This window comes from Mucilaginibacter sp. PAMB04274 (assembly GCF_039634385.2).
GTDB lineage: Bacteria > Bacteroidota > Bacteroidia > Sphingobacteriales > Sphingobacteriaceae > Mucilaginibacter.
Window position 1 is genome coordinate 3,514,756 of record NZ_CP155081.2, and the last position, 21,120, is coordinate 3,535,875.

Annotated in this window: 19 protein-coding genes; 9 read left to right on the forward strand and 10 right to left on the reverse strand. The window is 43.8% G+C overall.

The features are described from left to right. Nucleotides 1–72: 72 nt before the first annotated feature. Genes ABDD95_RS14710 through ABDD95_RS14720 form a run of 3 tightly spaced genes read left to right on the forward strand, consistent with a single transcriptional unit; the run spans nucleotide 73 to nucleotide 1,828 of the window. The gene (locus tag ABDD95_RS14710; protein WP_345948097.1) at nucleotides 73–387 is read left to right on the forward strand and encodes a hypothetical protein; all 315 of its coding nucleotides are present in this window, start codon (nucleotides 73–75) and stop codon (nucleotides 385–387) included. Beyond that, entirely contained in the window at nucleotides 380–1,030 is a 651-nt protein-coding gene (locus ABDD95_RS14715) for an ATP-binding cassette domain-containing protein (RefSeq protein ID WP_345948098.1), read from the forward strand. Before ABDD95_RS14710 ends, ABDD95_RS14715 begins: the two co-directional genes overlap by 8 nt. A gap of 12 nt (nucleotides 1,031–1,042) precedes the next feature. Continuing rightward, entirely contained in the window at nucleotides 1,043–1,828 is a 786-nt protein-coding gene (locus ABDD95_RS14720; protein ID WP_345948099.1) for a PhzF family phenazine biosynthesis protein, read from the forward strand. A gap of 317 nt (nucleotides 1,829–2,145) precedes the next feature. Here the strand turns inward: ABDD95_RS14720 and ABDD95_RS14725 are convergent, their stop codons facing one another. Then, the gene (locus tag ABDD95_RS14725) at nucleotides 2,146–2,784 is read right to left on the reverse strand and encodes an NAD(P)-dependent oxidoreductase (RefSeq protein ID WP_345948100.1); all 639 of its coding nucleotides are present in this window, start codon (nucleotides 2,782–2,784) and stop codon (nucleotides 2,146–2,148) included. 146 nt (nucleotides 2,785–2,930) lie between these two features. On the opposite strand from ABDD95_RS14725, the gene smc reads away from it, so the two are divergent. Then, on the forward strand, nucleotides 2,931–6,473 hold the full coding sequence (gene smc, locus ABDD95_RS14730; protein ID WP_345948101.1) for a chromosome segregation protein SMC: 3,543 nt from the start codon (nucleotides 2,931–2,933) through the stop codon (nucleotides 6,471–6,473). Between the two features lie 4 nt (nucleotides 6,474–6,477). Here smc and ABDD95_RS14735 read toward each other — a convergent pair whose 3' ends face one another. From ABDD95_RS14735 to ABDD95_RS14750, 4 genes are all read right to left on the reverse strand, one after another. Then, nucleotides 6,478–7,935, reverse strand: a complete 1,458-nt coding sequence (locus ABDD95_RS14735; protein ID WP_345948102.1) for a S41 family peptidase — start codon at nucleotides 7,933–7,935, stop codon at nucleotides 6,478–6,480. A 70-nt stretch (nucleotides 7,936–8,005) separates the two neighbouring features. Beyond that, complete coding sequence (locus ABDD95_RS14740; RefSeq protein ID WP_345948103.1) at nucleotides 8,006–8,605, reverse strand: HAD hydrolase-like protein; 600 nt, start codon at nucleotides 8,603–8,605, stop codon at nucleotides 8,006–8,008. Further along, nucleotides 8,592–8,900 carry a hypothetical protein gene (locus ABDD95_RS14745; RefSeq protein ID WP_345948104.1) on the reverse strand — a complete coding sequence of 103 codons (309 nt, stop codon included), beginning with the start codon at nucleotides 8,898–8,900 and terminating at the stop codon, nucleotides 8,592–8,594. The genes ABDD95_RS14740 and ABDD95_RS14745 overlap by 14 nt, the downstream gene beginning before the upstream one ends. Nucleotides 8,901–8,906: 6 nt before the next feature. Further along, entirely contained in the window at nucleotides 8,907–9,560 is a 654-nt protein-coding gene (locus tag ABDD95_RS14750) for an ABC transporter ATP-binding protein (RefSeq protein ID WP_345948105.1), read from the reverse strand. A 450-nt stretch (nucleotides 9,561–10,010) separates the two neighbouring features. On the opposite strand from ABDD95_RS14750, the gene sucC reads away from it, so the two are divergent. After that, nucleotides 10,011–11,201: an ADP-forming succinate--CoA ligase subunit beta gene (gene sucC, locus ABDD95_RS14755; protein ID WP_345948106.1), complete on the forward strand. Its 1,191-nt coding sequence runs from the start codon at nucleotides 10,011–10,013 to the stop codon at nucleotides 11,199–11,201. A 232-nt stretch (nucleotides 11,202–11,433) separates the two neighbouring features. Continuing rightward, nucleotides 11,434–11,967, forward strand: a complete 534-nt coding sequence (locus tag ABDD95_RS14760; protein WP_345948107.1) for a YceI family protein — start codon at nucleotides 11,434–11,436, stop codon at nucleotides 11,965–11,967. Between the two features lie 87 nt (nucleotides 11,968–12,054). On the opposite strand, the gene ABDD95_RS14765 is transcribed toward ABDD95_RS14760, so the two are convergent. After that, nucleotides 12,055–14,364, reverse strand: a complete 2,310-nt coding sequence (locus tag ABDD95_RS14765; RefSeq protein WP_345948108.1) for a PAS domain S-box protein — start codon at nucleotides 14,362–14,364, stop codon at nucleotides 12,055–12,057. A 192-nt stretch (nucleotides 14,365–14,556) separates the two neighbouring features. Between ABDD95_RS14765 and ABDD95_RS14770 the strand changes: the two genes are divergently transcribed. Continuing rightward, nucleotides 14,557–15,177: an L-threonylcarbamoyladenylate synthase gene (locus tag ABDD95_RS14770; protein WP_345948109.1), complete on the forward strand. Its 621-nt coding sequence runs from the start codon at nucleotides 14,557–14,559 to the stop codon at nucleotides 15,175–15,177. A gap of 134 nt (nucleotides 15,178–15,311) precedes the next feature. Here the strand turns inward: ABDD95_RS14770 and trpA are convergent, their stop codons facing one another. From trpA to trpD, 4 genes are all read right to left on the reverse strand, one after another. After that, nucleotides 15,312–16,082 carry a tryptophan synthase subunit alpha gene (gene trpA / locus ABDD95_RS14775; protein ID WP_345948110.1) on the reverse strand — a complete coding sequence of 257 codons (771 nt, stop codon included), beginning with the start codon at nucleotides 16,080–16,082 and terminating at the stop codon, nucleotides 15,312–15,314. A 152-nt stretch (nucleotides 16,083–16,234) separates the two neighbouring features. Next, nucleotides 16,235–17,416 (reverse strand): tryptophan synthase subunit beta, encoded by a 1,182-nt coding sequence (gene trpB, locus ABDD95_RS14780; protein ID WP_345948111.1) that lies wholly within the window; start codon nucleotides 17,414–17,416, stop codon nucleotides 16,235–16,237. 5 nt (nucleotides 17,417–17,421) lie between these two features. Continuing rightward, nucleotides 17,422–18,039 (reverse strand): phosphoribosylanthranilate isomerase, encoded by a 618-nt coding sequence (locus tag ABDD95_RS14785; protein WP_352432909.1) that lies wholly within the window; start codon nucleotides 18,037–18,039, stop codon nucleotides 17,422–17,424. A 1-nt stretch (nucleotide 18,040) separates the two neighbouring features. After that, on the reverse strand, nucleotides 18,041–19,030 hold the full coding sequence (trpD, locus tag ABDD95_RS14790; RefSeq protein ID WP_345948113.1) for an anthranilate phosphoribosyltransferase: 990 nt from the start codon (nucleotides 19,028–19,030) through the stop codon (nucleotides 18,041–18,043). Between the two features lie 197 nt (nucleotides 19,031–19,227). On the opposite strand from trpD, the gene ABDD95_RS14795 reads away from it, so the two are divergent. Beyond that, the gene (locus tag ABDD95_RS14795) at nucleotides 19,228–20,175 is read left to right on the forward strand and encodes an ion channel (RefSeq protein WP_345948114.1); all 948 of its coding nucleotides are present in this window, start codon (nucleotides 19,228–19,230) and stop codon (nucleotides 20,173–20,175) included. A gap of 61 nt (nucleotides 20,176–20,236) precedes the next feature. Next, nucleotides 20,237–21,097 (forward strand): SDR family oxidoreductase, encoded by an 861-nt coding sequence (locus ABDD95_RS14800; protein WP_345948115.1) that lies wholly within the window; start codon nucleotides 20,237–20,239, stop codon nucleotides 21,095–21,097. Nucleotides 21,098–21,120 lie beyond the last annotated feature (23 nt).

The following is a 21,120-nucleotide window of genomic DNA, read 5'->3' on the forward strand; positions in this document are numbered from 1 at the left end:
TTCCTTCAGCTGCTTACAATAAACCACGCAAAACGCAGTTTCATTAACTTAACCTGAATCATTGCGCCAGCTATGCAAAAAACACGTACGCTGCTATTCCAATTCTATAAGCCTTTTTTGTATTACCATTTATCTTTTTCCGGACTAAGTTTGTATCTACTGCTTAGTCAGGGAGCTATTGCTTTTATACTCGCTTTACCGCTAAAAATGATGGGCTATGTAGGTTTCGTGTTCTATCAGCATTACTTTCATCAGCGCGAGTATTTTTATTACCGCAATGCAGGCATATCTATGCGGCGCTTGTATCTATACTCATGTATTCCCGATTTTTGTTTGTATTCACTATTGGCCTGCTTAAGCATATTTATCCATAACAGATATGCTTAAGGCTGATAGTGTTTACCTGGAATTTAGTAACCGCAAAATACTACAGGATATTTATATTGACTGTAAAGCTGGCGAGGTAACCGGTTTACTGGGCCGTAATGGCAGTGGCAAATCGAGCTTGCTGAGGATAATTTTTGGTACACTTAACCCCTCGTACAAGTATATCAGCATAAACGGCAAACCCGTTGCAAAAGGCTACGTGGGTAACCATATTGCTTACCTGCCTCAGCATAATTACCTGCCCAGTCATTTAAGCATACAGCAATCGGCCCGTTTGTTGGTTGACGATGAGGCTTGGCACGAGTTTACAGCATACGACCTATACCAGCGTTTTTATGATAAAACGCCGGGCCAGCTGTCGGGCGGCGAATTGCGTAAGCTGGAAACACTGATGATCTTATACAGCAAAGCCAATTACATATTGCTCGATGAGCCATTTACCCATGTATCGCCCATACAGGCCGAGGAGATCAAAGCCATTATCCGCAAACGTAAAGCTCATAAAGGCTTTATCATAACCGATCATCAATACTACAATATATTGGAAGTAAGTGATAAGATAGTACTGCTTGCCAATGGTGCCACAAAATTAATCGAAAATGCAGACGAGTTAATTACATACGGTTATCTTAGCGGTAAGTAATACCGCTAAACCATGACTATCCCCATATACCAAGCCGATGCCTTTACCGACCAGCTGTTTGGCGGTAACCCAGCCGCTGTATGCCCTTTAACGGAGTGGCTACCCGATGCACAAATGCAAAAGATTGCGGCTGAGAACAACTTGGCCGAGACTGCATTTTTTGTAAAAACAGCCCAAGGCTTCCACCTGCGCTGGTTCACACCAGAGCTGGAGATTGACCTTTGCGGCCATGCCACCTTAGCTACCGCACATATTATTTATACTGAGTTGGGGTACGCCGAAGCGACCGTACACTTCAGTACCGAAAAAGCAGGCACCCTCATGGTAACCCGAAACGGCGACCGCTACACGCTCGACTTCCCATCGCGCCCACCCTACCCGGCCGAAATACCTGATGGTTTACTGGAAGGATTGAATAACAAAATGCCCGTTCAGGTGCTTCGCTCACGCGATTATTTTTTGGTTTACGAGAATGAGCAGGACATACTCGACATGGAGCCTAACCACTTTGCCCTGGCCAAAGTAGATGCCATTGGTGTAATTATTACCGCACCTGGCAAGGATGTTGATTTTGTATCGCGCTTTTTTGCCCCTGCTGCGGGTGTGCCCGAAGACCCGGTTACCGGATCGGCGCATTGCAACCTTATACCTTACTGGGCCGAAAAACTGAGCAAAACCCAACTGCATGCCTACCAGCTATCGGCCCGCAAAGGCGAGCTGTGGTGCGAGCACAAAGGCGACCGTGTACTAATGAGCGGAAAGGCAGTTACTTATTTAAAGGGCGAAATATACATTTAGGACGAAAGACTAAGTGAAGAACGACTCAGCGAAATAGCACCAAGTTTTTATCTATTGAAATGAAAAAACTACTGCTTTTTAGTGTGTTAGCAACGCTGGCTATCGGTTTGCTCAAGCCTAAGCCTACAAAATAACCGGTAAGCTTACGGGCTTTAAAAGTAATTTGTTAGTACAAATGCTCGACGATAATGATAATCCTCTTAACAGCAGCCTCCTTAAATAACCTGAGCATGTCAAAAACCACTTAGCCCGCTAAATCTTTAACAAACTAAATCATTTGTCCTTTTTCACATAGTCCTTCCTAACCAAATCTTTAATTAATACCCTACAGTAAACCGTTCCCTAATGTGTTTGGATTGCTCTATCTCATCAACTATGGCAACAGCATAATCTTCCATCGAGATGAAGCTGTGGCCCTGTTGGTCAACAATTAACTGATTGGTAGCTGTTTTAAAGGCACCGGTACGCTCACCAGGTGCAATCTCGGCAGCTGGGCTAACATAGGTCCATTCTACCTCCTGTTCCTGCTGGTACAGCTTTAAGGCCTCACGGTGAGCTAATGCCGCAGCCTTGTACGCTTCCGGAAAATCGGGCGTGTCAACTAGTTGTACACCGGGTGCGACTTCCAGGCTACCGGCACCGCCTACAATAATAAGGCGCTTAACACCCGCCTGCCGTACACCGTTTAAAAGCGGTACTACGACCTCGTATATGGTTGATGCCGGTGCGCCATGTGTATTATTGTAAGCGCTTACTACCACATCATGATCGAATGCTCCGGTTTCTACCTCCTGCGAGTCGAAGAGATCGCCTTTGGATACCTTGAGGTTCAGTTTATCGGGGTTGTAATTTTCGGGGTGGCGTACCACCGCTGTAACGTAATGCCCGCGGCTTAAAGCCTCATTAACTATGCGGCTGCCTATCTTACCGCTTGCGCCAAATACTGCAATTTTCATGATCAGAATGTTTAATAGTATTATAAAACGTATCTACTGTTAAATGTTTGCCGCGCACTGCTTTAAGCCGCTTTAGCGCTATACTAAAAAGCTAATTTTTTCGTAAATTTGGTATTTAAACTATTGACAGGTACGGTTGCAGATACATGCAGTTAACTAAATTAGAAGTTAAAGGCTTTAAAAGCTTTGGCGATAAGATTACGATAAACTTTAACGAAGGCGTTACGGCCATTGTAGGCCCTAACGGCTGCGGTAAATCTAACGTGGTTGATTCTATTCGCTGGGTTTTGGGTGAGCAGAGTACGCGTGCGCTACGGTCTGAAAAGATGGAGAACATCATCTTTAACGGTACCAAAAGCCGCAAGCCCGCCAACCTGGCCGAGGTATCGTTAACTTTCGACAACACCAAGAATGTACTGCCTACCGAATTTTCGCAAGTTACACTAACGCGAAAGCTGTACCGAACCGGCGAAAGCGAGTATCGTTTGAACGATGTACAGTGCCGCCTGAAAGACATTACCGACCTGTTTCTGGATACAGGTATTGGCTCCGACTCCTATTCTATCATTGAGTTAAAAATGATAGACGAGATCATTACCAACAAGGAAGGCTCACGCCGTAACTTGTTTGAGGAGGCTTCGGGTATATCTAAATACAAGCTTCGTAAAAAACAGACTTTCAACAAATTAAAAGATACCGAGGCTGATCTGGAACGTGTGCGGGATTTGCTTTTCGAGATTGAAAAGAACCTGAAAACGCTGGAAAATCAGGCCAAGAAAACTGAACGGTTTTATCGTTTAAAGGAGCAATACAAATCGCTCAGCATTATGCTGGCTTCGTTTCGTATTGTGTCTTTCAGCGAATCCTTACAGCGCATTGAGGAGCAGGAGCAAAAGCACCGCGAGGGACGATCGGGCATTACTACCAAGATTGACACGCTGGAAGCCGCCCTGCAGCAACAAAAGCTGGATAACCTGACCCGCGAAAAGAATTTGTCGTTACAGCAAAAAACCACCAACGAGTTTATTGGCAAGATACGGGCTTACGAGAGCGAGAAGAAGATAAAGAACGAGCAGCTCAAGTTTCAGCGCGATAAGGAAACACGCCTTAAGGAAGAGTTGGAACGCGACCGTAACCAGTTGAACCACGTACTGTACAACATTAAACGCCTCAACGAGGAAAAGCTGCAGGAAGAAGAAAACCTGGAAACCGTAAGTGGCAAATTGGCCGATCTTAAACAGGCCGTTGATGAACTACGTGATGAACAAACAGCGTTACGTAGTGAGCTGAATGAGCTGACCAGCATTAACAACCGGCTGCAAAACCAAATTTATCAGGCCGAAAAAGACCTGGACATTTTACGCATACAGCAACAGGCGCTGGAGCAGGAAAGCCAGCGCAACATGGAAGATACGGCCAGCCGTGAGGTGGAGCTTTCGCACTTTAACCAACTGGTGGCCGAACTGGAATACCGTACCGAAACTGCCGAGGGTGAACATAAAGCCGCTGTTGAGTTTGAGAACCAGTTACAGGAACAAATAAAAGAAACCGACGCTGGCATTAACCAGCTAAAAGACAAAATAGCGCAGCAAAGCCGTCAACTGGATGCCAAACAAAACGAGTACAACCTTACCAAAAGTATGGTTGATAACCTGGAAGGTTTCCCCGAGTCGATACGTTTTTTGAAAAAGCATGCCGACTGGGCCAGGCACATTACCCTCTTTAGTGATATCCTGTTTTGCCGCGAAGAGTACCGTATTGCCATTGAGAACTACCTGGAGCCACTGATGAACTACTTTGTGGTAGAAGATTATGACAATGCCATTAAAGCCATTAATCTGCTCCGCAATGCTTCGCGCGGCAGGGCGCAGTTCTTTATCTTGAACCATTATGCGGCTATACCGGATGTTTCCACCCAGCCGGCCAATGCCGAGTGGATGCCGGCCCTCAGCGTAATTGAGGTGGAGCCTCGTTACCGTCCGCTGTGTAATTATCTGTTGCGTAACGTCTATCTGGTTAATGATGCCAGCGACAATGACCTGAACGCCTCGCCTGTACAACAAGGCATTGTATTGCTGGGCAAAAGCGGCCGATTCAGCAAATCGGTTTTAAGTATGGCGGGTGGTTCGGTGGGCTTGTTTGAGGGCAAACGTATTGGCCGGGCCAAAAACCTGGAAAATCTGGCAAAAGAAATTCGCCAGACCGAGCAGCAAATTGGAGCTTACAAAGCTGAGCAGGAAACTTTGCAAAGTAAACTGACAGCCTTAAAAGCATCGGGCAAAGCTACCGAGATACAGCAAAAGCAGCAAGAACTTAACCGCCTGCATACAGAACTGGTAACGGTTACTACCCGGCGCGAGCAGTATCAAACTTTTATAACCAACAGCCGCAACCGTAAAGAAGATATTGCGCAAAAAATTCGCACCATACAGGACGATGAATTAAAGCTTAAACCACAGTTAGCCGAGCTAAAAACGCAAAAAGAGATACAAAGCGATTTGCTGCTTGATAAACAGCAGGCATTTAACGAGCTGAACGAATACACTACAGTACAAAGCAACGCCTATAATCAGGAGAATATCCGCTTTCACCAGCAGCAAAACAAGGTATCGGGCTTGGTAAAGGACCTCGAATACCGCGAAAGCCAGCTAGATAGTTTGGAGGCTCGTTTGCAGACTAATACCACAGAAATGGAAAAGGTACAGGTGGCCTTGCTTGACGTTTTACAGCACACCGACTTCTCGGACGATGAATTGCTGGACATGTACACCCAGCGCGAGGAGCTGGAAAAGGCTACCAAAGCTGCTGAAGAAGAATATTATACTTCACGTGGACAGATTAACGAAACAGAAAACGAAATAACACAGTTACGCCGCCAAAAAGACCAGGCCGATGTAATTGAGAACGAGCTGCGCGAAAAACGCAATAGTTTAAAACTGGAATTGAACGCCCTGAAAGAACGCCTTTCGGTGGAGTTTAATATTGAAATTGCCGACCTGCTCGAAACCGAGATACCGGCCGAAGAAAACGAACAAGATTTGCGCGAACGCACCGAAAAACTGAAGAGACAGTTAGACGAATTTGGCGCCATTAACCCCATGGCACTGGAAGCCTTTAAGGAAATGAATGAGCGTTATGAGTTCATCCAATCGCAAAAAAAGGATTTGGAAGAGGCCAAGGCTTCGTTAATGTCGACCATTAAGGAGATTGACGACACCGCGCGCGAAAAGTTCATGCATGCGTTCATTATGGTGCGCGAAAACTTTATAAAGGTATTCCGCTCCCTGTTTAACGAGGAAGACTCCTGCGACCTGGTACTGACCGATCCTGAGCGACCGCTGGAGTCGGATATTGATATTATTGCCAAGCCAAAAGGCAAGCGGCCGCTATCTATCAACCAACTGTCAGGTGGTGAGAAAACGCTGACGGCTACGGCCATACTGTTCTCGCTTTACCTGTTAAAACCCGCCCCCTTTTGTATTTTTGATGAGGTGGATGCACCGCTTGATGATACCAATATTGATAAGTTTAATAACATCATCCGCAAGTTTTCGTCGAGCTCGCAATTCATCATTGTATCACATAATAAAAGAACCATAGCCAGCACCGATATTGTGTACGGTGTGACTATGGTTGAGCAGGGAATTTCCCGTGTAGTACCGGTTGACTTACGCCAACTGGCCGATTAATATTTTAATGATTCAACTGTTTTATATTGCGCGTATGTATTGCGCCTTTAAATTCCGGGTTAACATCAAGCTTTTGGTTTGCTCTGTCTAACGCAGCTTTATCTGCACCGTTTATGCTTTGGGTTCTAAAACCAACAACTGTATAGTTACCCTTATCAATATAATTAAGTGCTACTTTCAACATGGTTTCATTGCGGTCGCCAAAGTCATGCGTTACATCGTCATCTACTAAAGCGCCTTCAAAATTACCACCAGGAATCATACCCTGGTAAAAATCTGCCTTGCCTTCTGCATTACGGCTTTCAAATTCGGCCAGGTACATATCGTAATCGCCCACATCAAGCCCAAAAAAGCCTACTGGTTTGCCATAAGTGGTTTGTCCTACAAGCTTTACGCCCTGGGGCAGTACAGGTTTCAGGTTGTTAATTAGCAATTCACTTGCCGATGCCGTGTTATCTGTCACCAAGAAGATAACACGCTTCAATTCTAGATTTCCTTTTTTAGAGAAGTTGTAAGAATTGTTCTCCTTTTTAAATTCACCTGCCTTTACATCATACTTGCTCGATAAGTACGGGTGATTACCCGCCTGCATATTGGCGTTATAAGTTTCGGTAAACATTAGGGTGTTATTTTTGGCCGCCGGCACCATATAGTTAGCCAGGTACTCCGAGGTTTCAACTGCACCACCACCATTGTAGCGTAAATCTACAACCAGCTCTTCAATGTTATCACTGGCAAACTTGCTAAACGCTTCATCAATTTTTGCCTGGGCATTACTTATTACGGTAAACCGGCTAAAGGCAAAATAACCCACTTTTTTACCAGTTGCACTGGTTATGGTAGTAGCCTTAATAACAGGATTTACGGTGTAGCTCCCCCTGGTAACCGTAGCTGTAAATGTTGTTCCATCATTACGGGTACCACTTAGCTTTATAGAGTTGGCACCCAGTGCCTGGTTAATGGCGGCGATACCCGACGCGGTAACGACTACATCGTTTACAGCGGTAACTTTATAGCCCCGTGCAAGTCCCTGTGTGGCCGCTGATGAATTTGGATACACATAACGCACCCTGATATCAACCGGAGACTGGCTTATTAACGACAACCCAAAACCGAAATCGCCACCTACACCGCCAACAGCAGCTGCTGCCTGCCCTTTGTCTATGTAAGAATACTTAGCTGTACCTGGGTAATCCTTGTCATACTCATACGGCTTTCCTGTAGTAGAGTTGATCTTGATTTGCGAAAACGCATCAATTTCAGCCTGCAAGTTGGCCAGGTCGGATCCTCCGGAAAAACGGGTTGGGTTAAATGCCTCTTTACTGGGCAAGGCATCGTTCCATAAGTAAACATCTTTAGCAAAATCATACGCTATCTCACGCAGATCGTCATCCTTCTTATCTTTTTTACAAGAGCTGAATGCAACGGCCAGGAAAAGTAAGGGAAGTAAATATTTCTTCATTTATAATAAGTTAATCTTGGGTATAACGTGCAAGTATACAATATATTATAAACCGCAACACGTATAAACTTTACAGTTGTATAAATTCAATTCCGCAAGCCTCGGCACACAGCAAATCAGCCTCGGCAACACCTATCATTAAGGTTTCGCGGCGTTGCAGCTGGTGTTTATCTAACAATAGATGTATCATATCGGGCTCCGGTTTAGGTGTAAGCTCGTTGGCAAAGTAGCAGGTAAGGTATTTTTCAAGCCCCTGCCAGTCGGTATGCTTTATTTTGTTGAGCTGCTGCTGCGGGTTGCCATTGGTTACAATAAACAGTTGCTTGCGATCAACTACAATATCTTGCAGCAGGGTCAGCATCTCGGGGTAAATTAACAGCTTTAGCGGCAGCTGTGCAGTTTTGTGAAGGTGCTCAAAATTAAAGCGGTATTTTTCATCCAGCTTAAAGCGGCTTTGCAAGGTATTGAACACCGCTGATGCTCCCTCCTTTTCATAGGTGCGTACCATGAGGCTTACCAAGGCATTGGCATCCAGCAATTCAGTATATTCCAGGTAACCGGCAAACAGGTAGTAAACCTGGTACAGGTAATCCTTTTCTGGAAATAACACATTATCCAGCTCAAATATAAAAGCGTTAATACGCGGGTCTATATCGCTATACTTCATCATGCGCGGCAATCAATTTTATACCGTATTCATTAAACAGCAATTCAGCTTCGGTCAGGGGCGCGGCCTCTTCCCTGTGCAGCAGATATACTGTATCAACTTGATGGTCCAAACACAAGGTGAGCATTAAATGCGGATAGGTTTCGGCCTGCGGGTTAGGCAACTTTATCATTTTGCCTGCTTTGAGCATCACCTCGGGCAGGTCTAAATAATCGCCCAGTAGTACGTTGCTGGTTTGCAATTGATTTTTAAGCTGATAGGCTTTGCCCGAACTTGCTGCTGTTATTAAAGTATACACGATGATTTATTGTACAATTAAGCCGTCTTTCATAAGCACTTTACGGTCTGACAGGTTGGCCAGATCCTCGTTGTGGGTCACTATGATGAAGGTTTGGTTAAACTCGTTCCGCAGGTCTATAAACAACTGGTGCAAATCGCGCGCGGTAGCCGAGTCCAGGTTGCCCGATGGTTCATCGGCCAATATCATGGCCGGTTTATTAATGAGCGCCCGGGCTACGGCAACCCTTTGCTGCTCGCCACCTGATAGCTGGTTGGGTTTGTGGTAAACCCGGCTGCTCAAACCCAGCTTATCTAATAAAGAAGCCGCTCTTTTCTGCGCCTCCGCTTTGCTTACACCAGCAATAAATGCCGGTATACACACATTCTCAAGTGCATTAAATTCGGCGAGTAAGTGGTGAAACTGAAAAATAAAACCGATTTGAGTATTGCGGAAATGACTAAGCTGCTTGTTATTAAGCTTACTGATCTCCAAATCATCTAAAAATAGCTGACCTGCATCGGGCTGATCCAGCGTGCCTATGATATTGAGCAGAGAGCTTTTACCTGCACCCGAGGCGCCTACAATGGTTACAATTTCTCCCTGCTGTACCTCAAGGTTAACCCCTTTAAGAATATGAAGCTTGCCGTAGTTTTTTTGGATACCCAGTGCTTTTAGCATAATACAAAGATATGGAAATCAGAACCAAGAGCCAAGAAGCAAGAGCAACCATAAAATCATAAATTTTAGACAAACAAGCCGCGTTAGGGATAGCAGCGGGTATCTGCCATTTGGCTAAGGTCAGGAGGCGTATTAGCCGATAGCCCAGCCTAAAGGAACGCCAGTGTTAGAACGTTAGGAATATAGAATCAGCAGTAAGATAATCTATAATGAGTGCTATGAAGAAGCCTTATAAAGCAATAATAAGACTATCTAAACAACCGCTCATTATCAGTTGAGATTACAGGCTGGCTGTTTGGTCTGGCTCTTGTTTCCTGTTCATTATGGGCAGGCTACATTTTCTTGGTTCTTGGCTCTATCGCATACTACTCCTTTTCTGCACAAAATCTGCTTTCTAATTTCATAACTCCAACTGAAATTGTAGATTTACCGCAAATTCTTCACAAAGACATGAATATTCACGAATATCAGGGTAAGGCCATACTAAAAAGTTTTGGCGTAAGGGTACAGGAAGGCATTGTAGCCGATACTGTGGAACAAGCTGTTGAGGCGGCCCAAAAAATGAAAGAAGATTTCGGCTCGAGCTGGGTGGTTGTTAAAGCCCAGATACATGCCGGCGGCCGCGGTAAAGGCGGTGGTGTTAAACTGGCCAAAAACCTGGATGAGGTAAAAGAAAAAGCAGGCGCTATTTTAGGCATGCAACTGGTTACCCCGCAAACTGGTCCGGAAGGTAAAAAAGTACACAAGGTGCTTGTTGCACAAGATGTATATTATCCTGGTGATAGCGAAACTAAGGAGTTTTACATGAGCGTATTGTTAGATCGTGCTAAAGGCCGCAACATTATCATGTACTCAACCGAAGGTGGTATGGACATTGAGGAAGTAGCACACAGCACTCCTCACCTGATACACAAAGAAGAGATTGACCCGAAAGTAGGTTTACAAGGTTTCCAGGCACGTAAAATTGCCTTTAACCTGGGCTTATCAGGCGATGCTTTTAAAGATATGGTAAAATTCATTGCCGCTTTGTACAAAGCTTATGATGCTACCGACTCTTCACAATTTGAAATTAACCCGGTATTAAAAACATCCGACAATAAAATTTTAGCAGTTGATGCTAAAGTAAACCTGGATGATAACGCTTTATACCGCCATGCTGATTATGCTGCCCTGCGCGATACCAACGAGGAAGACCCTACTGAGGTTGAGGCAAGCCACTCTAACCTTAACTATGTTAAATTAGATGGTAACGTAGGTTGTATGGTTAACGGTGCCGGTTTAGCGATGGCCACTATGGATATTATTAAGATTGCCGGTGGCGAGCCTGCTAACTTTTTGGATGTAGGCGGTACTGCCAATGCACAAACCGTTAAAGCTGGTTTTAACATCATCCTGAGCGATCCTAAAGTTAAAGCCATCCTGATTAACATTTTTGGTGGTATTGTACGTTGCGACCGTGTTGCACAAGGTGTGATTGATGCTTACCAGGAAATTGGCAACATACCTGTGCCTATCATTGTTCGTTTGCAAGGCACCAATGCTGCAGAAGCTAAAGAACTGATTGATAATTCAGGCTTAAAAGTTTTCTCGGCTATTTTGCTGAAAGAGGCTGCTGAAAAAGTTAAAGAAGTTTTAGCATAAGCATTCATCTTCTAGAAAGAAGATATATACAGGAAAGCCTTATCTAAAAAAGATGGGGCTTTCTTTTTAACCCCTTTTTTTATTTTGTTGAGTTTATTGTTATTTATTGACAAATATCAAGTGCGTAACACAAAAATCTGTGCTTCTTTGTATCATTAAGTAACGGTGCAAACAAATACATGTTTAAACATACGTTATATTTACACTGAAATCATTTAACAATCATAAAGCTATGGCAACTACAAAATGGGTTATGGACCCACTGCATTCAGAAGTACAATTTAAGGTTAAACACCTGGTAATTTCAACTGTAACGGGTTCGTTCCGTAAATTTGAGGGCGAGGTTATTACCGAGAGCGAAGATTTTCAGGATTCGGAGATTGATTTTTCGCTTGATATTGACAGCATTGATACTACCCAGGAAGCACGCGATCAGCACTTGAAATCGGCTGAATTTTTTGATGCGGCTACTTATCCAAAAATTAGTTTCAAATCTACTTCTTTAAAGAAAGTAAGCGACGAGGATTATAAATTGGAAGGCAACCTAACCATTAAAGGTGTGACTAAACCGGTTACTTTAGATGTAGAGTTTGGCGGTTCGGCTGCTGATTTTTACGGACAAACCAAAGCCGGCTTTGAAATTACCGGTAAAATTAACCGTAAAGAGTTTGGCTTAACCTGGGAAGGTATCACCGAAGCCGGCTCTATAGTTGTTGGTGAGGAAGTAAAACTAATTATCAACGCTCAATTTACTAAACAAGCTTAATTAGTAGTTTTTTTTATAAAAAGGCCCGCTATGCTTAATTGCATAGCGGGCCTTTATTTTGTGTGGTTGGCAAAAGGTCTGTTCAACCTACCCCCCAAAAAGCTCCTCATTAATTTTATTGCTGATGTTGTGCACTATACCATCCAATTCCTCGGCACAACGGTTAATCATGTCAATAATCTGCTTTTCTTCCTCACGACTCTGCGCATCTTTAGCCAGGTAAGCCAGGCCCAGTATGGAAGCCACCGGCCTGCGTATTTCATGGGAGCTTAACCACGAAACTTCCTGCAGTGCCCTGTTTTGATAATAAATCTTCTCTTCGCGTTGTTTGCGGTCGGTTATATTTTGGTGTACGGCAATGTACCCTGTATTTGTCCCACATTCATCAAATAAAGGTGTGTACTCTATGTTTACCCACTGCTTATTGCCATTGGGCAGGTAATGCAACATGTCCATTGAAAAGGTTTCCAATCGCTCTTTACGAGCCTTAATCTCTGTAATGGTATCAACTGAAATTTTCTCGCCGCCCAAAAATGAACTTACCGATCTACCCTTTATGTCTTCCAGCTTGTAACCTACATAATCCTCAAATGCTTTGTTAACCCAAGTAATATTATGGTGAGTATCCATTACCACAATCATGTTGTTAACTTTAGTAATAATTTCGGCCAGGCGCTTATTCTCTTCGTTAGCACGTTTTAACTCGTCAACATCCTTTATAGCCCCAATTACTCGTACCGGTTGTTGCTGTTCGTTATACAGATAATAGCCTTGAGAGTACACGTGTTTGTAATTGCCGTTTCCGCAACTTACACGGTAATCGCCCCGCCAGTTAGTTTCATGTGCTGCCATCACTTCGTGCTGCGTATTTACTACACGATGCAAATCATCTGGATGTATGAGTGATCGCCACCATTTTATACCCTGCCCTATATCTGTATCTGCACAGTTGATGAGCTTAGTAACGTCGGTATAAAAAACCAGCTTATCCTGCAAAATATCATAGTCGTAAATCACATCGCGGGTTGCTTTGGCTACGGCTTCATAACGGGAAATGGCTTGCTGTAACAAGGCATCCTTCTCTTTCTTTTCAGTGATATCGTCGAAATACACTGCTATACCATTCTCTGTGGGGTACGCCTGCACGGCATGCCATTTCTTAAAGTGCCGCCAATAGGCTTCAAATTTTACTGATATCCGCTCCGCCAGTACTTTTTGATACTGCTGATAAGTGATCCTTTTTTCGATGCCTGGAAAAGCCGTTACAATATCTTTACCAATCACGTCCTCAGCCTTTATACCGGTTTCAAGCTGAAAGCGCTTGTTTACCTTTGTAAAAACCAAATCTTTGTTCAGGGCATAAAAGCCTTCATTAATGTTATCAAGTGTATCTTCTAAACTGAACAAGTAACGGTTACGCTCAAGCTCCATTTCCTTCAATTCAGTAATATCCTGGGCCGATCCAACGGCTTTATAAGGCAGGCCATCTTTAAGCTCCAAACGGGCCAATTCCCTTACCCAGCGGGTTTCACCGGTTATCCAGGTAATGCGGTGCGTAACATCCAGTTGTTCGCCGGTCTTAATCAGCTTATTTAACTGAGCAGTCATAGCCGGCCTATCATCAGGATGTATCTGTTGTTCATAAAGCTCAAATAAATTCAGGTCGGCATCTTTCTCAACTTGCGTAATGATGTACATCTCGTCAGACCAAACCAGGTGTTTCTCGGAAATATAAAATTCCCATCCACCTATTTTAGCTACTTGCTGGGTTTCGCTAAGCTTTCTTTTTTCTTCTTTTAAGTCTTCATTAAGCTTCTTAAGTTCCTGCTCATAATTAACTTTCTCTGTTATGTCCTGAGCGGTTATAATAACGTGCGGTTTATTGTTAAACTTTATTTTCTGTGAAATTATATTAACATGTATAGGTGTACCATCGGCCTTTTGATGTATCCAGCCAACGGTTTGCCTTACATGGTTTGACACGCTTTTTGCCGACTCAAGCACCTTTTGCTTGTCATCAGGCGGCCGGATGTCCAGAATAGACATGCTTAAAAATTGCTCTCGTGTATAGCCATACTTATCGATTGCAGCCTGATTTACGGAAACAAATTTTAAGGTTTGTAAATCATAAATCCATTTAGGCGTTGGGCTGCCCTCGTACATTAACCGGTATTGGTTTTCGGTATTAATAAGATGCTGGTTGTTCACTTTTACCAAATGGTATAAAAAGCCGCTGGTTGCAATAACAAAAAATACCCCTTTACTGCTACTTATGGCATGCATCAAAGACGGACTCAATGTGCCTTGAAACAGAAATAGCACCTGGTCGCTCAAAGCAATCCAAACACTGCAGGTAACCAGATAAATAATGGCTATACGGCCGGGCCCTAATCTCATATGTGCTTACCTACCTTATATTTTTGTCCGTACGTGGTAAAATAGTGATATACAGAATGTAACTGAAAAAAATTAGATATTGAGGTGCTGATGTATTCACCTCATACGCAGTTTGCCTGAAAAAGATACACTATGTTTACATTATGTTTAAATACCGGGCAAACCATAAGCTGTTATATTTGCTAAATAAGTATGCTTGTAAAAATTTATCCGGAGAACCCGAACCCAAAGACCATTGAGCAGGTGGTGCAAGTACTGCGCCGGGGCGGACTCATCATTTACCCTACCGATACCGTTTACGGCTTAGGCTGTGACATAACCAATCATAAAGCAATTGAAGCTATTGCACGCATCAGACACATCAAGCCCGAGAAGGCTAACTTTTCTTTCATTTGTTATGACTTAAGCAACCTGTCTGATTATACCAAACCTATTGATAGCACGGTGTTTAGAGTACTAAAAAAAGCTTTGCCAGGCCCGTTCACATTTATTTTGAATGCCAGCGGAAATGTACCCAAGCTGTTAAGCTCAAACAAAAAAACGGTTGGTATACGCATACCTGATAACGCTATAGCGAGGGAAATAGTGAAGCAATTAGGTAACCCCATCCTATCTACATCCATACGTGACGAGGATGATATTGTGGAATATTCTACCGACCCCGAGCTCATCCACGAAAAATATGAAAGCTTGGTAGATATCGTAATTGATGGCGGCTACGGCGGCAATATAGCCTCAACCGTGGTAGATGTTACCTCAGGTGAATTTGAAGTAATACGAGAGGGCAAGGGTGATTTGGACGCTTATTTATAAGCAGAAACGAGTACCCAAAGCCGAGGCTTTGTCATAATAATCTTCATAATCTCAAACAATGGTGAGTGATTATGGAGATTGTTGTTACCGCTTAAATAATTCTTGTTACCACCCCGAATGAAAACGATTTTTAGCTATCCTTTTATTTGTTTCACGAATTCAGGTATCCTTTCCAGGTAATTGTCGGTAGCTAAGAAACGTACGAAGGCACTACCCACTATAGCACCGTTGGCATAGGCAGTTGCCGTATCAAAGGTGGCTTTATCGCCAATACCAAAGCCAATTATAATTGGATTATCCAGTTCCATATGCTTAATACGCTTAAAGTAGGTTTCGGTAACATCTCCCAAAGCTAAATTACCACCGGTTATAGATGCAGACGAAAGCAGGTAAATAAAGCTGTTGCTGAGCTCATCTATCTTACGTATGCGCGCTTCGGCAGTTTGTGGGGTAACCAAAAAAATATTGCTCAGGTTATGCCGGGCAAAGCAATCTTTATACAAGGTCTCATACTCATACATGGGTAAATCGGGTACAATAACGCCATCTACGCCCACTTCGGCAGCTTTGGCACAAAAGCGTTCTACTCCATATTGTACCATGGGGTTGGCATAGCCCATTAGCAATACAGGTATACTTACTCTTTGGCGCAGCTCGGCCAATTGTTCAAACAGCAGGTTAAGGTTCATGCCATTGTCAAGCGCTTTTTGGGAACTGTGCTGAATAGTGGGTCCGTCTGCCACCGGATCCGAATATGGAAAGCCGATCTCCAGAAAATCAACACCAGCTTTTTCAAGCGCCTCGGCAATATCAAGGGTTGTATTCAGTTCTGGGTAGCCGGCAGTAAAATATACCGATAGTAAGTTGTTCTTTTTTGTGGCGAACAATTGATTAAGACGATTCATGTATGTGTTATTGCACCGTTCGTATTTGTACCGTATTCATCCCTCCTGTGGAGGGCTGCGTTGGCTTGTTAATGGCGAAGAGGGATATTTCAATTAAATTCAGCAAAAGCCTCCTATCCTCCTCAGTTAGGAAATGAGCTGTTAGTTGGTAGTTAAAAGCCGAAGTGGTTAATATAAGTGGTTAGATCTTTATCTCCCCTGCCCGACAAACAGATCACTACATTATCTTCCCGCTGAAATTGCATCTTTTCTAAATAAGCAAAAGCATGTGCTGATTCAATGGCCGGAATAATGCCCTCCAGTTGCGACAATAGTAAACCGGCCTGCAAAGATTCATCATCAGTAATATTTACGTATTTAGCTCGCTGTATTTTATGCAAATGGGCATGCTGAGGACCAATACCTGGGTAATCTAATCCTGCTGATATAGAATACGGCTCAACCACTTGTCCGTCATCAGTTTGCATTAATATAGTACGGCTACCATGCAATATCCCTTCGCGGCCCAAAACCGATGTAGCTGCCGAATGGCCGCTATCCACGCCTTTGCCGGCTGCCTCTACAGCAATCAGTTTTACCGACTCATCATCCAAAAAGTGGTAAAACATACCCATGGCATTGCTGCCACCGCCTACACAGGCCAGCACATACTCAGGCAATTCCTTGCCGGTATGCTCTAATAATTGTTTCTTGGTTTCGAACGATATGATGGACTGGAACTTTGCTACCATTTCGGGGTATGGATACGGACCCACCACCGAACCGATGATGTAATGCGTATCGACCGGGTTGTTAATCCAATCGCGCATCGCCTCGTTGGTGGCATCTTTCAGGGTTTTACTACCCGATGTGGCAGGCACAACCTTTGCACCCAACATTTTCATCCGTGCTACGTTGGGCGCCTGGCGCTCCATATCAATTTCGCCCATGTACACTACGCATTCAATACCCATCAATGCACAAACAGTAGCGGTGGCTACCCCATGCTGACCGGCGCCTGTTTCGGCAATAATGCGTTTTTTGCCCAGGCGCTGTGCCAGTAATATCTGGCCTATGGCATTGTTTATTTTATGCGAACCGGTGTGGTTCAGATCCTCGCGCTTTAGAAAAATATTAGCGCCGTATTTTTCAGACAAACGCTTGGCATGATATAAGGGCGACGGCCGGCCTACATAGTCTTTTAGTAAAGATTCAAACTCGGCTATAAAACCGGCGTCGGCTATGATGCTTTGGTATTGCTGCCTCAGCTCCTCAACATTAGGGTACAGCATTTCAGGGATGTAGGCCCCGCCAAAATCTCCATAATATCCCTGCTCGTTTACTGTATATTTCATGATTATTAATCTCTTAATAGGTTAAATGCCTCACGCAGTTTTTCTGCATCTTTTAAACCTGGTTGTGTTTCAAACCTGCTGTTTAGGTCAACACCGTAAAAGGCAGGGTGTTTAATTTGCTTTACTTTTTTCAAATTATCTAAACTCAGCCCGCCACAAATAAAGAACGGAATATCAAGCTTATAGTTATTTAAAATACTCCAATCAAACGTTTTGCCCGATCCGCCGTGCCTTTCGGTCTTGGTGTCAAACATCAGGTAATCCACATGGCCGACATAAGCGTCCAGTTGCGTAAAATCAAATCCATCATCCATTCCAAACGCCTTAAACACCGTTACTTCATCACGTAAATTGCTGCAAAACTCCGGGCTTTCATTGCCATGCAGTTGTACGGCGTTAAACCCAAACTGTTTTATGAGCAATCTGATTTTATCGGCATCTTCGTTCACAAAAACGGCTGTTTTATAAATAGAGGATGGTAATTGTGCTAAAACAACCGGCGACACATCAGCCATATACCTGGGCGACAGATCATAGCATATAAAACCCATAAAGTCGGGATTTAAAGCGGCTACCGCGCTGATATTTTCCGGGTATTTCATCCCGCACACTTTAATTTTCATCTTAGTTTTGCAGAAGTTGTTTAAAGCTATTAAGCGCTTTACCGCTATTTAATGCCTGTTCCGCTTCGTAAAAGCTATCGGCAAATGTTTTTGCAGGCGCAATGGTGCGTATAGCTAGGGCCGCATTGCACAACACTACACTATTTTGTGCAGTAGTGGCCTCACCATTTAATACCTGCATAAATATGTGTGCCGACTCTGCTACCGTATGGCCACCAGTAATTTCACTTGGGTTAACTTTGTCGAAGCCCAAATCGGCTATACGGTTAATTTTTTCACCTTCGCCCGAAAATGTTTTAAAATCTCCGGTCAATGAAACTTCATCATAACCATCAAGCGCGTTTAAGATTGTATAGTTAACATCCGATTTTTGGTATAAGTAGGCATACAAGCGGGCCAGCTCCAGGTTATAAACACCCACCATTTGGTTGCCTGGCCTTGCGGGGTTAACCATTGGCCCCAACATGTTAAAAAAGGTTTTAACTGCCAGTTCGCGACGCACGGGTGCAACGGTTTTCATTGCCGGGTGAAACAGCGGTGCGTGCAGAAAGCAAATACCGGCTTTATCTAAAGTACTGTTGAGCTTGCTTTCATCATTGGTGAACTGATACCCCAGGTACTCCATCACGTTAGATGAACCACAGCCCGATGATACCCCATAGTTACCGTGCTTAGCCACTTTGTACCCTGCTCCTGCCACTACAAACGATGCCAGGGTAGATATATTGAAAGTATCCTTGCCGTCGCCACCGGTACCGCACAGGTCTATCAATTGGTCTGCATGGAGGTTTACAGGCAGGCATAACTCAAGCATCGCATCACGAAAGCCTTCCAGCTCATCAACCGTAATAGCACGCATGCAGTAAGCCGTCATAAAAGCAGCCATTTGCGAAATATTGTATTTGCCCTGAGCTATGCTGGTCAAAATTTCTTTCGACTGCTCGCGGCTAAATGTTTTGTGTTCGAATAAGTGGTTAAGTATAGCTTTCATATATGCACAAAAAAAGGGCTGCCTAATGGGCAACCCTTTCTTATTATATTTTTAATAAACAGGAGATTGCCTTACGATTACTCGTTAAGCCACCACCAGTTATTGTTTTGTACTTTCATTAGTTTGTGTGGCAAATATGACTATTGTTTTTCCGAAATGCAAATCAGAATAATAATTTTATCAGCAAATTATAAGACATGGCCATAGCAAAAAAACATATTAACCCTGAGGATGACCTTGGCTTTGGGCGGCAGGCCGTTGCCCAGCGGGTTATCAACCGCGACGGCTCTGTTAATGTGAACCGGAAAGGCCTGCCCTTGCTCAGTACTACCGACACCTACAATCATCTTATTAGCATGAGCTGGACCAAATTTTGGCTGGTGGTGTTAAGCGGTTACCTGGTTACCAACATTGTTTTTGCATTCATATACAACCTGGCCGGAATTGAGAACCTGCATGGCGCCGATGGGAAAACAACGATAGAGCACTTTTTTGATGCCTTCTTTTTTTCGGCTCAAACCATGTCAACTGTGGGTTACGGACACATTAGTCCGCGTGGCATACTCACTAACTCTATAGCTGCTCTTGAATCAATGCTGGGATTGCTGGCTTTCGCACTGGCTACCGGTTTGCTGTATGGGCGCTTTTCCAGGCCTTCAGCTAAAATAGCTTACAGTAACCGTATGCTGGTGGCACCCTATCTAACCGACCAAAAAGGACTCATGTTTAGACTGGCCAACAGGCGCAATAATACACTTATCGATCTTTCTATCGATGTCATTTTCTCCTACAATGACTATTCTGATGGAAAGACTGTACGCAAATTCTTTCCCCTTTCACTTGAACGCAGTAAGGCCAGCATATTAACCTTAAGCTGGACGGTAGTGCATCCGTTGGATGAAGACAGTCCGCTGTACCAGGTTACGCCCGAAGAATTGAAGGCGACCAACGCGAACTTTGCGATATTGCTTAAAGCTTACGATGATACCTTTTCGCAAACGGTGCACTCGCGTACGTCATACCAGTACGATGAACTGATATGGGGCGGCAAATTTACACCTGCATTCTATACCGACGAAAGCGGTAAAGTATCCCTCGATTTGAGCCAGATAGGCAGTTATACTGATGCAAAGCTACCAAAATAAACTATTGTGAATTAAACTAAACTATTGGTTAACCATCCGGTTAGTAAAGAAATATACTACCATGGAACAAAAACCAACAGACCTGCCGGCCGAGACCCAGGACAGCCAACCAGGCAATGAAAATGAAATGACCACCAAGCCGCAGTATATAGATGCAGACTATAAAGCTTCTGGCAAATTAAAAGATAAAGTAGCCTTAATTACAGGTGGTGATAGCGGCATTGGCCGGGCAGTAAGTGTTCACTTTGCGCGTGAAGGCGCCGATGTAGCCATTGTGTACCTGGACGAAGATACCGATGCAGAAGAAACCAAACAATTAGTTGAACAAGAAGGCCGCCGTTGCCTGCTTATTAAAGGAGATATTAAAGAAAGCAGCTTTTGTAAAGAAGCGGTAGAAAAAACCGCAGCGGAATTTGGCAAGCTGAATATACTGGTGAACAATGCCGCCATGCAGTTTCCGCAAAAGAACTTGCAAGATATTAACGAAGAACAGCTGGAAGCAACTTTTAAAACCAATATACTATCTCAGTTCCACTTTTGTTCGGCAGCATTGAACCATTTGCAAAAAGGCGATACCATTATTAATACTACATCGGTGACCGCTTACCGTTCATCGCCTGAGCTGATAGATTATTCATCAACCAAAGGTGCCATTGTAACTTTTACCCGCTCGCTGGCTAAAAATCTGGCCGAAAAGCAAATTAGGGTTAACGGTGTAGCTCCGGGCCCCATATGGACCCCGCTAATCGTGTCTACTTTTGATGAAGAAAAGATAAAATCGTTTGGTAAAGACGTGCCGCTTGGCCGTGCCGGCCAGCCTGCAGAAGTTGCACCAGCCTACGTTTTTCTGGCCTCTCAAGATTCATCCTACATTACAGGACAAATCATCCATGTAAATGGCGGCGAAGTGGTTAATGGGTAGATAAGAGCAAATACAGATTAAAT

What these genes read in the sequence shown, in the direction of transcription:
- ABDD95_RS14765 (WP_345948108.1), bottom strand. Translation starts at nt 14,364, where the DNA reads ATGAGATTAGGGCCCGGCCGTATAGCCATTATTTATCTGGTTACCTGC.
- ABDD95_RS14800 (WP_345948115.1), top strand. Translation starts at nt 20,237, where the DNA reads ATGGAACAAAAACCAACAGACCTGCCGGCCGAGACCCAGGACAGCCAA.
- ABDD95_RS14740 (WP_345948103.1), bottom strand. Translation starts at nt 8,605, where the DNA reads ATGATGAAGTATAGCGATATAGACCCGCGTATTAACGCTTTTATATTT.
- trpD (WP_345948113.1), bottom strand. Translation starts at nt 19,030, where the DNA reads ATGAAAGCTATACTTAACCACTTATTCGAACACAAAACATTTAGCCGC.
- ABDD95_RS14710 (WP_345948097.1), top strand. Translation starts at nt 73, where the DNA reads ATGCAAAAAACACGTACGCTGCTATTCCAATTCTATAAGCCTTTTTTG.
- ABDD95_RS14750 (WP_345948105.1), bottom strand. Translation starts at nt 9,560, where the DNA reads ATGCTAAAAGCACTGGGTATCCAAAAAAACTACGGCAAGCTTCATATT.
- ABDD95_RS14795 (WP_345948114.1), top strand. Translation starts at nt 19,228, where the DNA reads ATGGCCATAGCAAAAAAACATATTAACCCTGAGGATGACCTTGGCTTT.
- ABDD95_RS14760 (WP_345948107.1), top strand. Translation starts at nt 11,434, where the DNA reads ATGGCAACTACAAAATGGGTTATGGACCCACTGCATTCAGAAGTACAA.
- smc (WP_345948101.1), top strand. Translation starts at nt 2,931, where the DNA reads ATGCAGTTAACTAAATTAGAAGTTAAAGGCTTTAAAAGCTTTGGCGAT.
- trpA (WP_345948110.1), bottom strand. Translation starts at nt 16,082, where the DNA reads ATGAATCGTCTTAATCAATTGTTCGCCACAAAAAAGAACAACTTACTA.
- sucC (WP_345948106.1), top strand. Translation starts at nt 10,011, where the DNA reads ATGAATATTCACGAATATCAGGGTAAGGCCATACTAAAAAGTTTTGGC.
- ABDD95_RS14770 (WP_345948109.1), top strand. Translation starts at nt 14,557, where the DNA reads ATGCTTGTAAAAATTTATCCGGAGAACCCGAACCCAAAGACCATTGAG.
- ABDD95_RS14715 (WP_345948098.1), top strand. Translation starts at nt 380, where the DNA reads ATGCTTAAGGCTGATAGTGTTTACCTGGAATTTAGTAACCGCAAAATA.
- ABDD95_RS14720 (WP_345948099.1), top strand. Translation starts at nt 1,043, where the DNA reads ATGACTATCCCCATATACCAAGCCGATGCCTTTACCGACCAGCTGTTT.
- ABDD95_RS14735 (WP_345948102.1), bottom strand. Translation starts at nt 7,935, where the DNA reads ATGAAGAAATATTTACTTCCCTTACTTTTCCTGGCCGTTGCATTCAGC.
- ABDD95_RS14725 (WP_345948100.1), bottom strand. Translation starts at nt 2,784, where the DNA reads ATGAAAATTGCAGTATTTGGCGCAAGCGGTAAGATAGGCAGCCGCATA.
- ABDD95_RS14785 (WP_352432909.1), bottom strand. Translation starts at nt 18,039, where the DNA reads ATGAAAATTAAAGTGTGCGGGATGAAATACCCGGAAAATATCAGCGCG.
- trpB (WP_345948111.1), bottom strand. Translation starts at nt 17,416, where the DNA reads ATGAAATATACAGTAAACGAGCAGGGATATTATGGAGATTTTGGCGGG.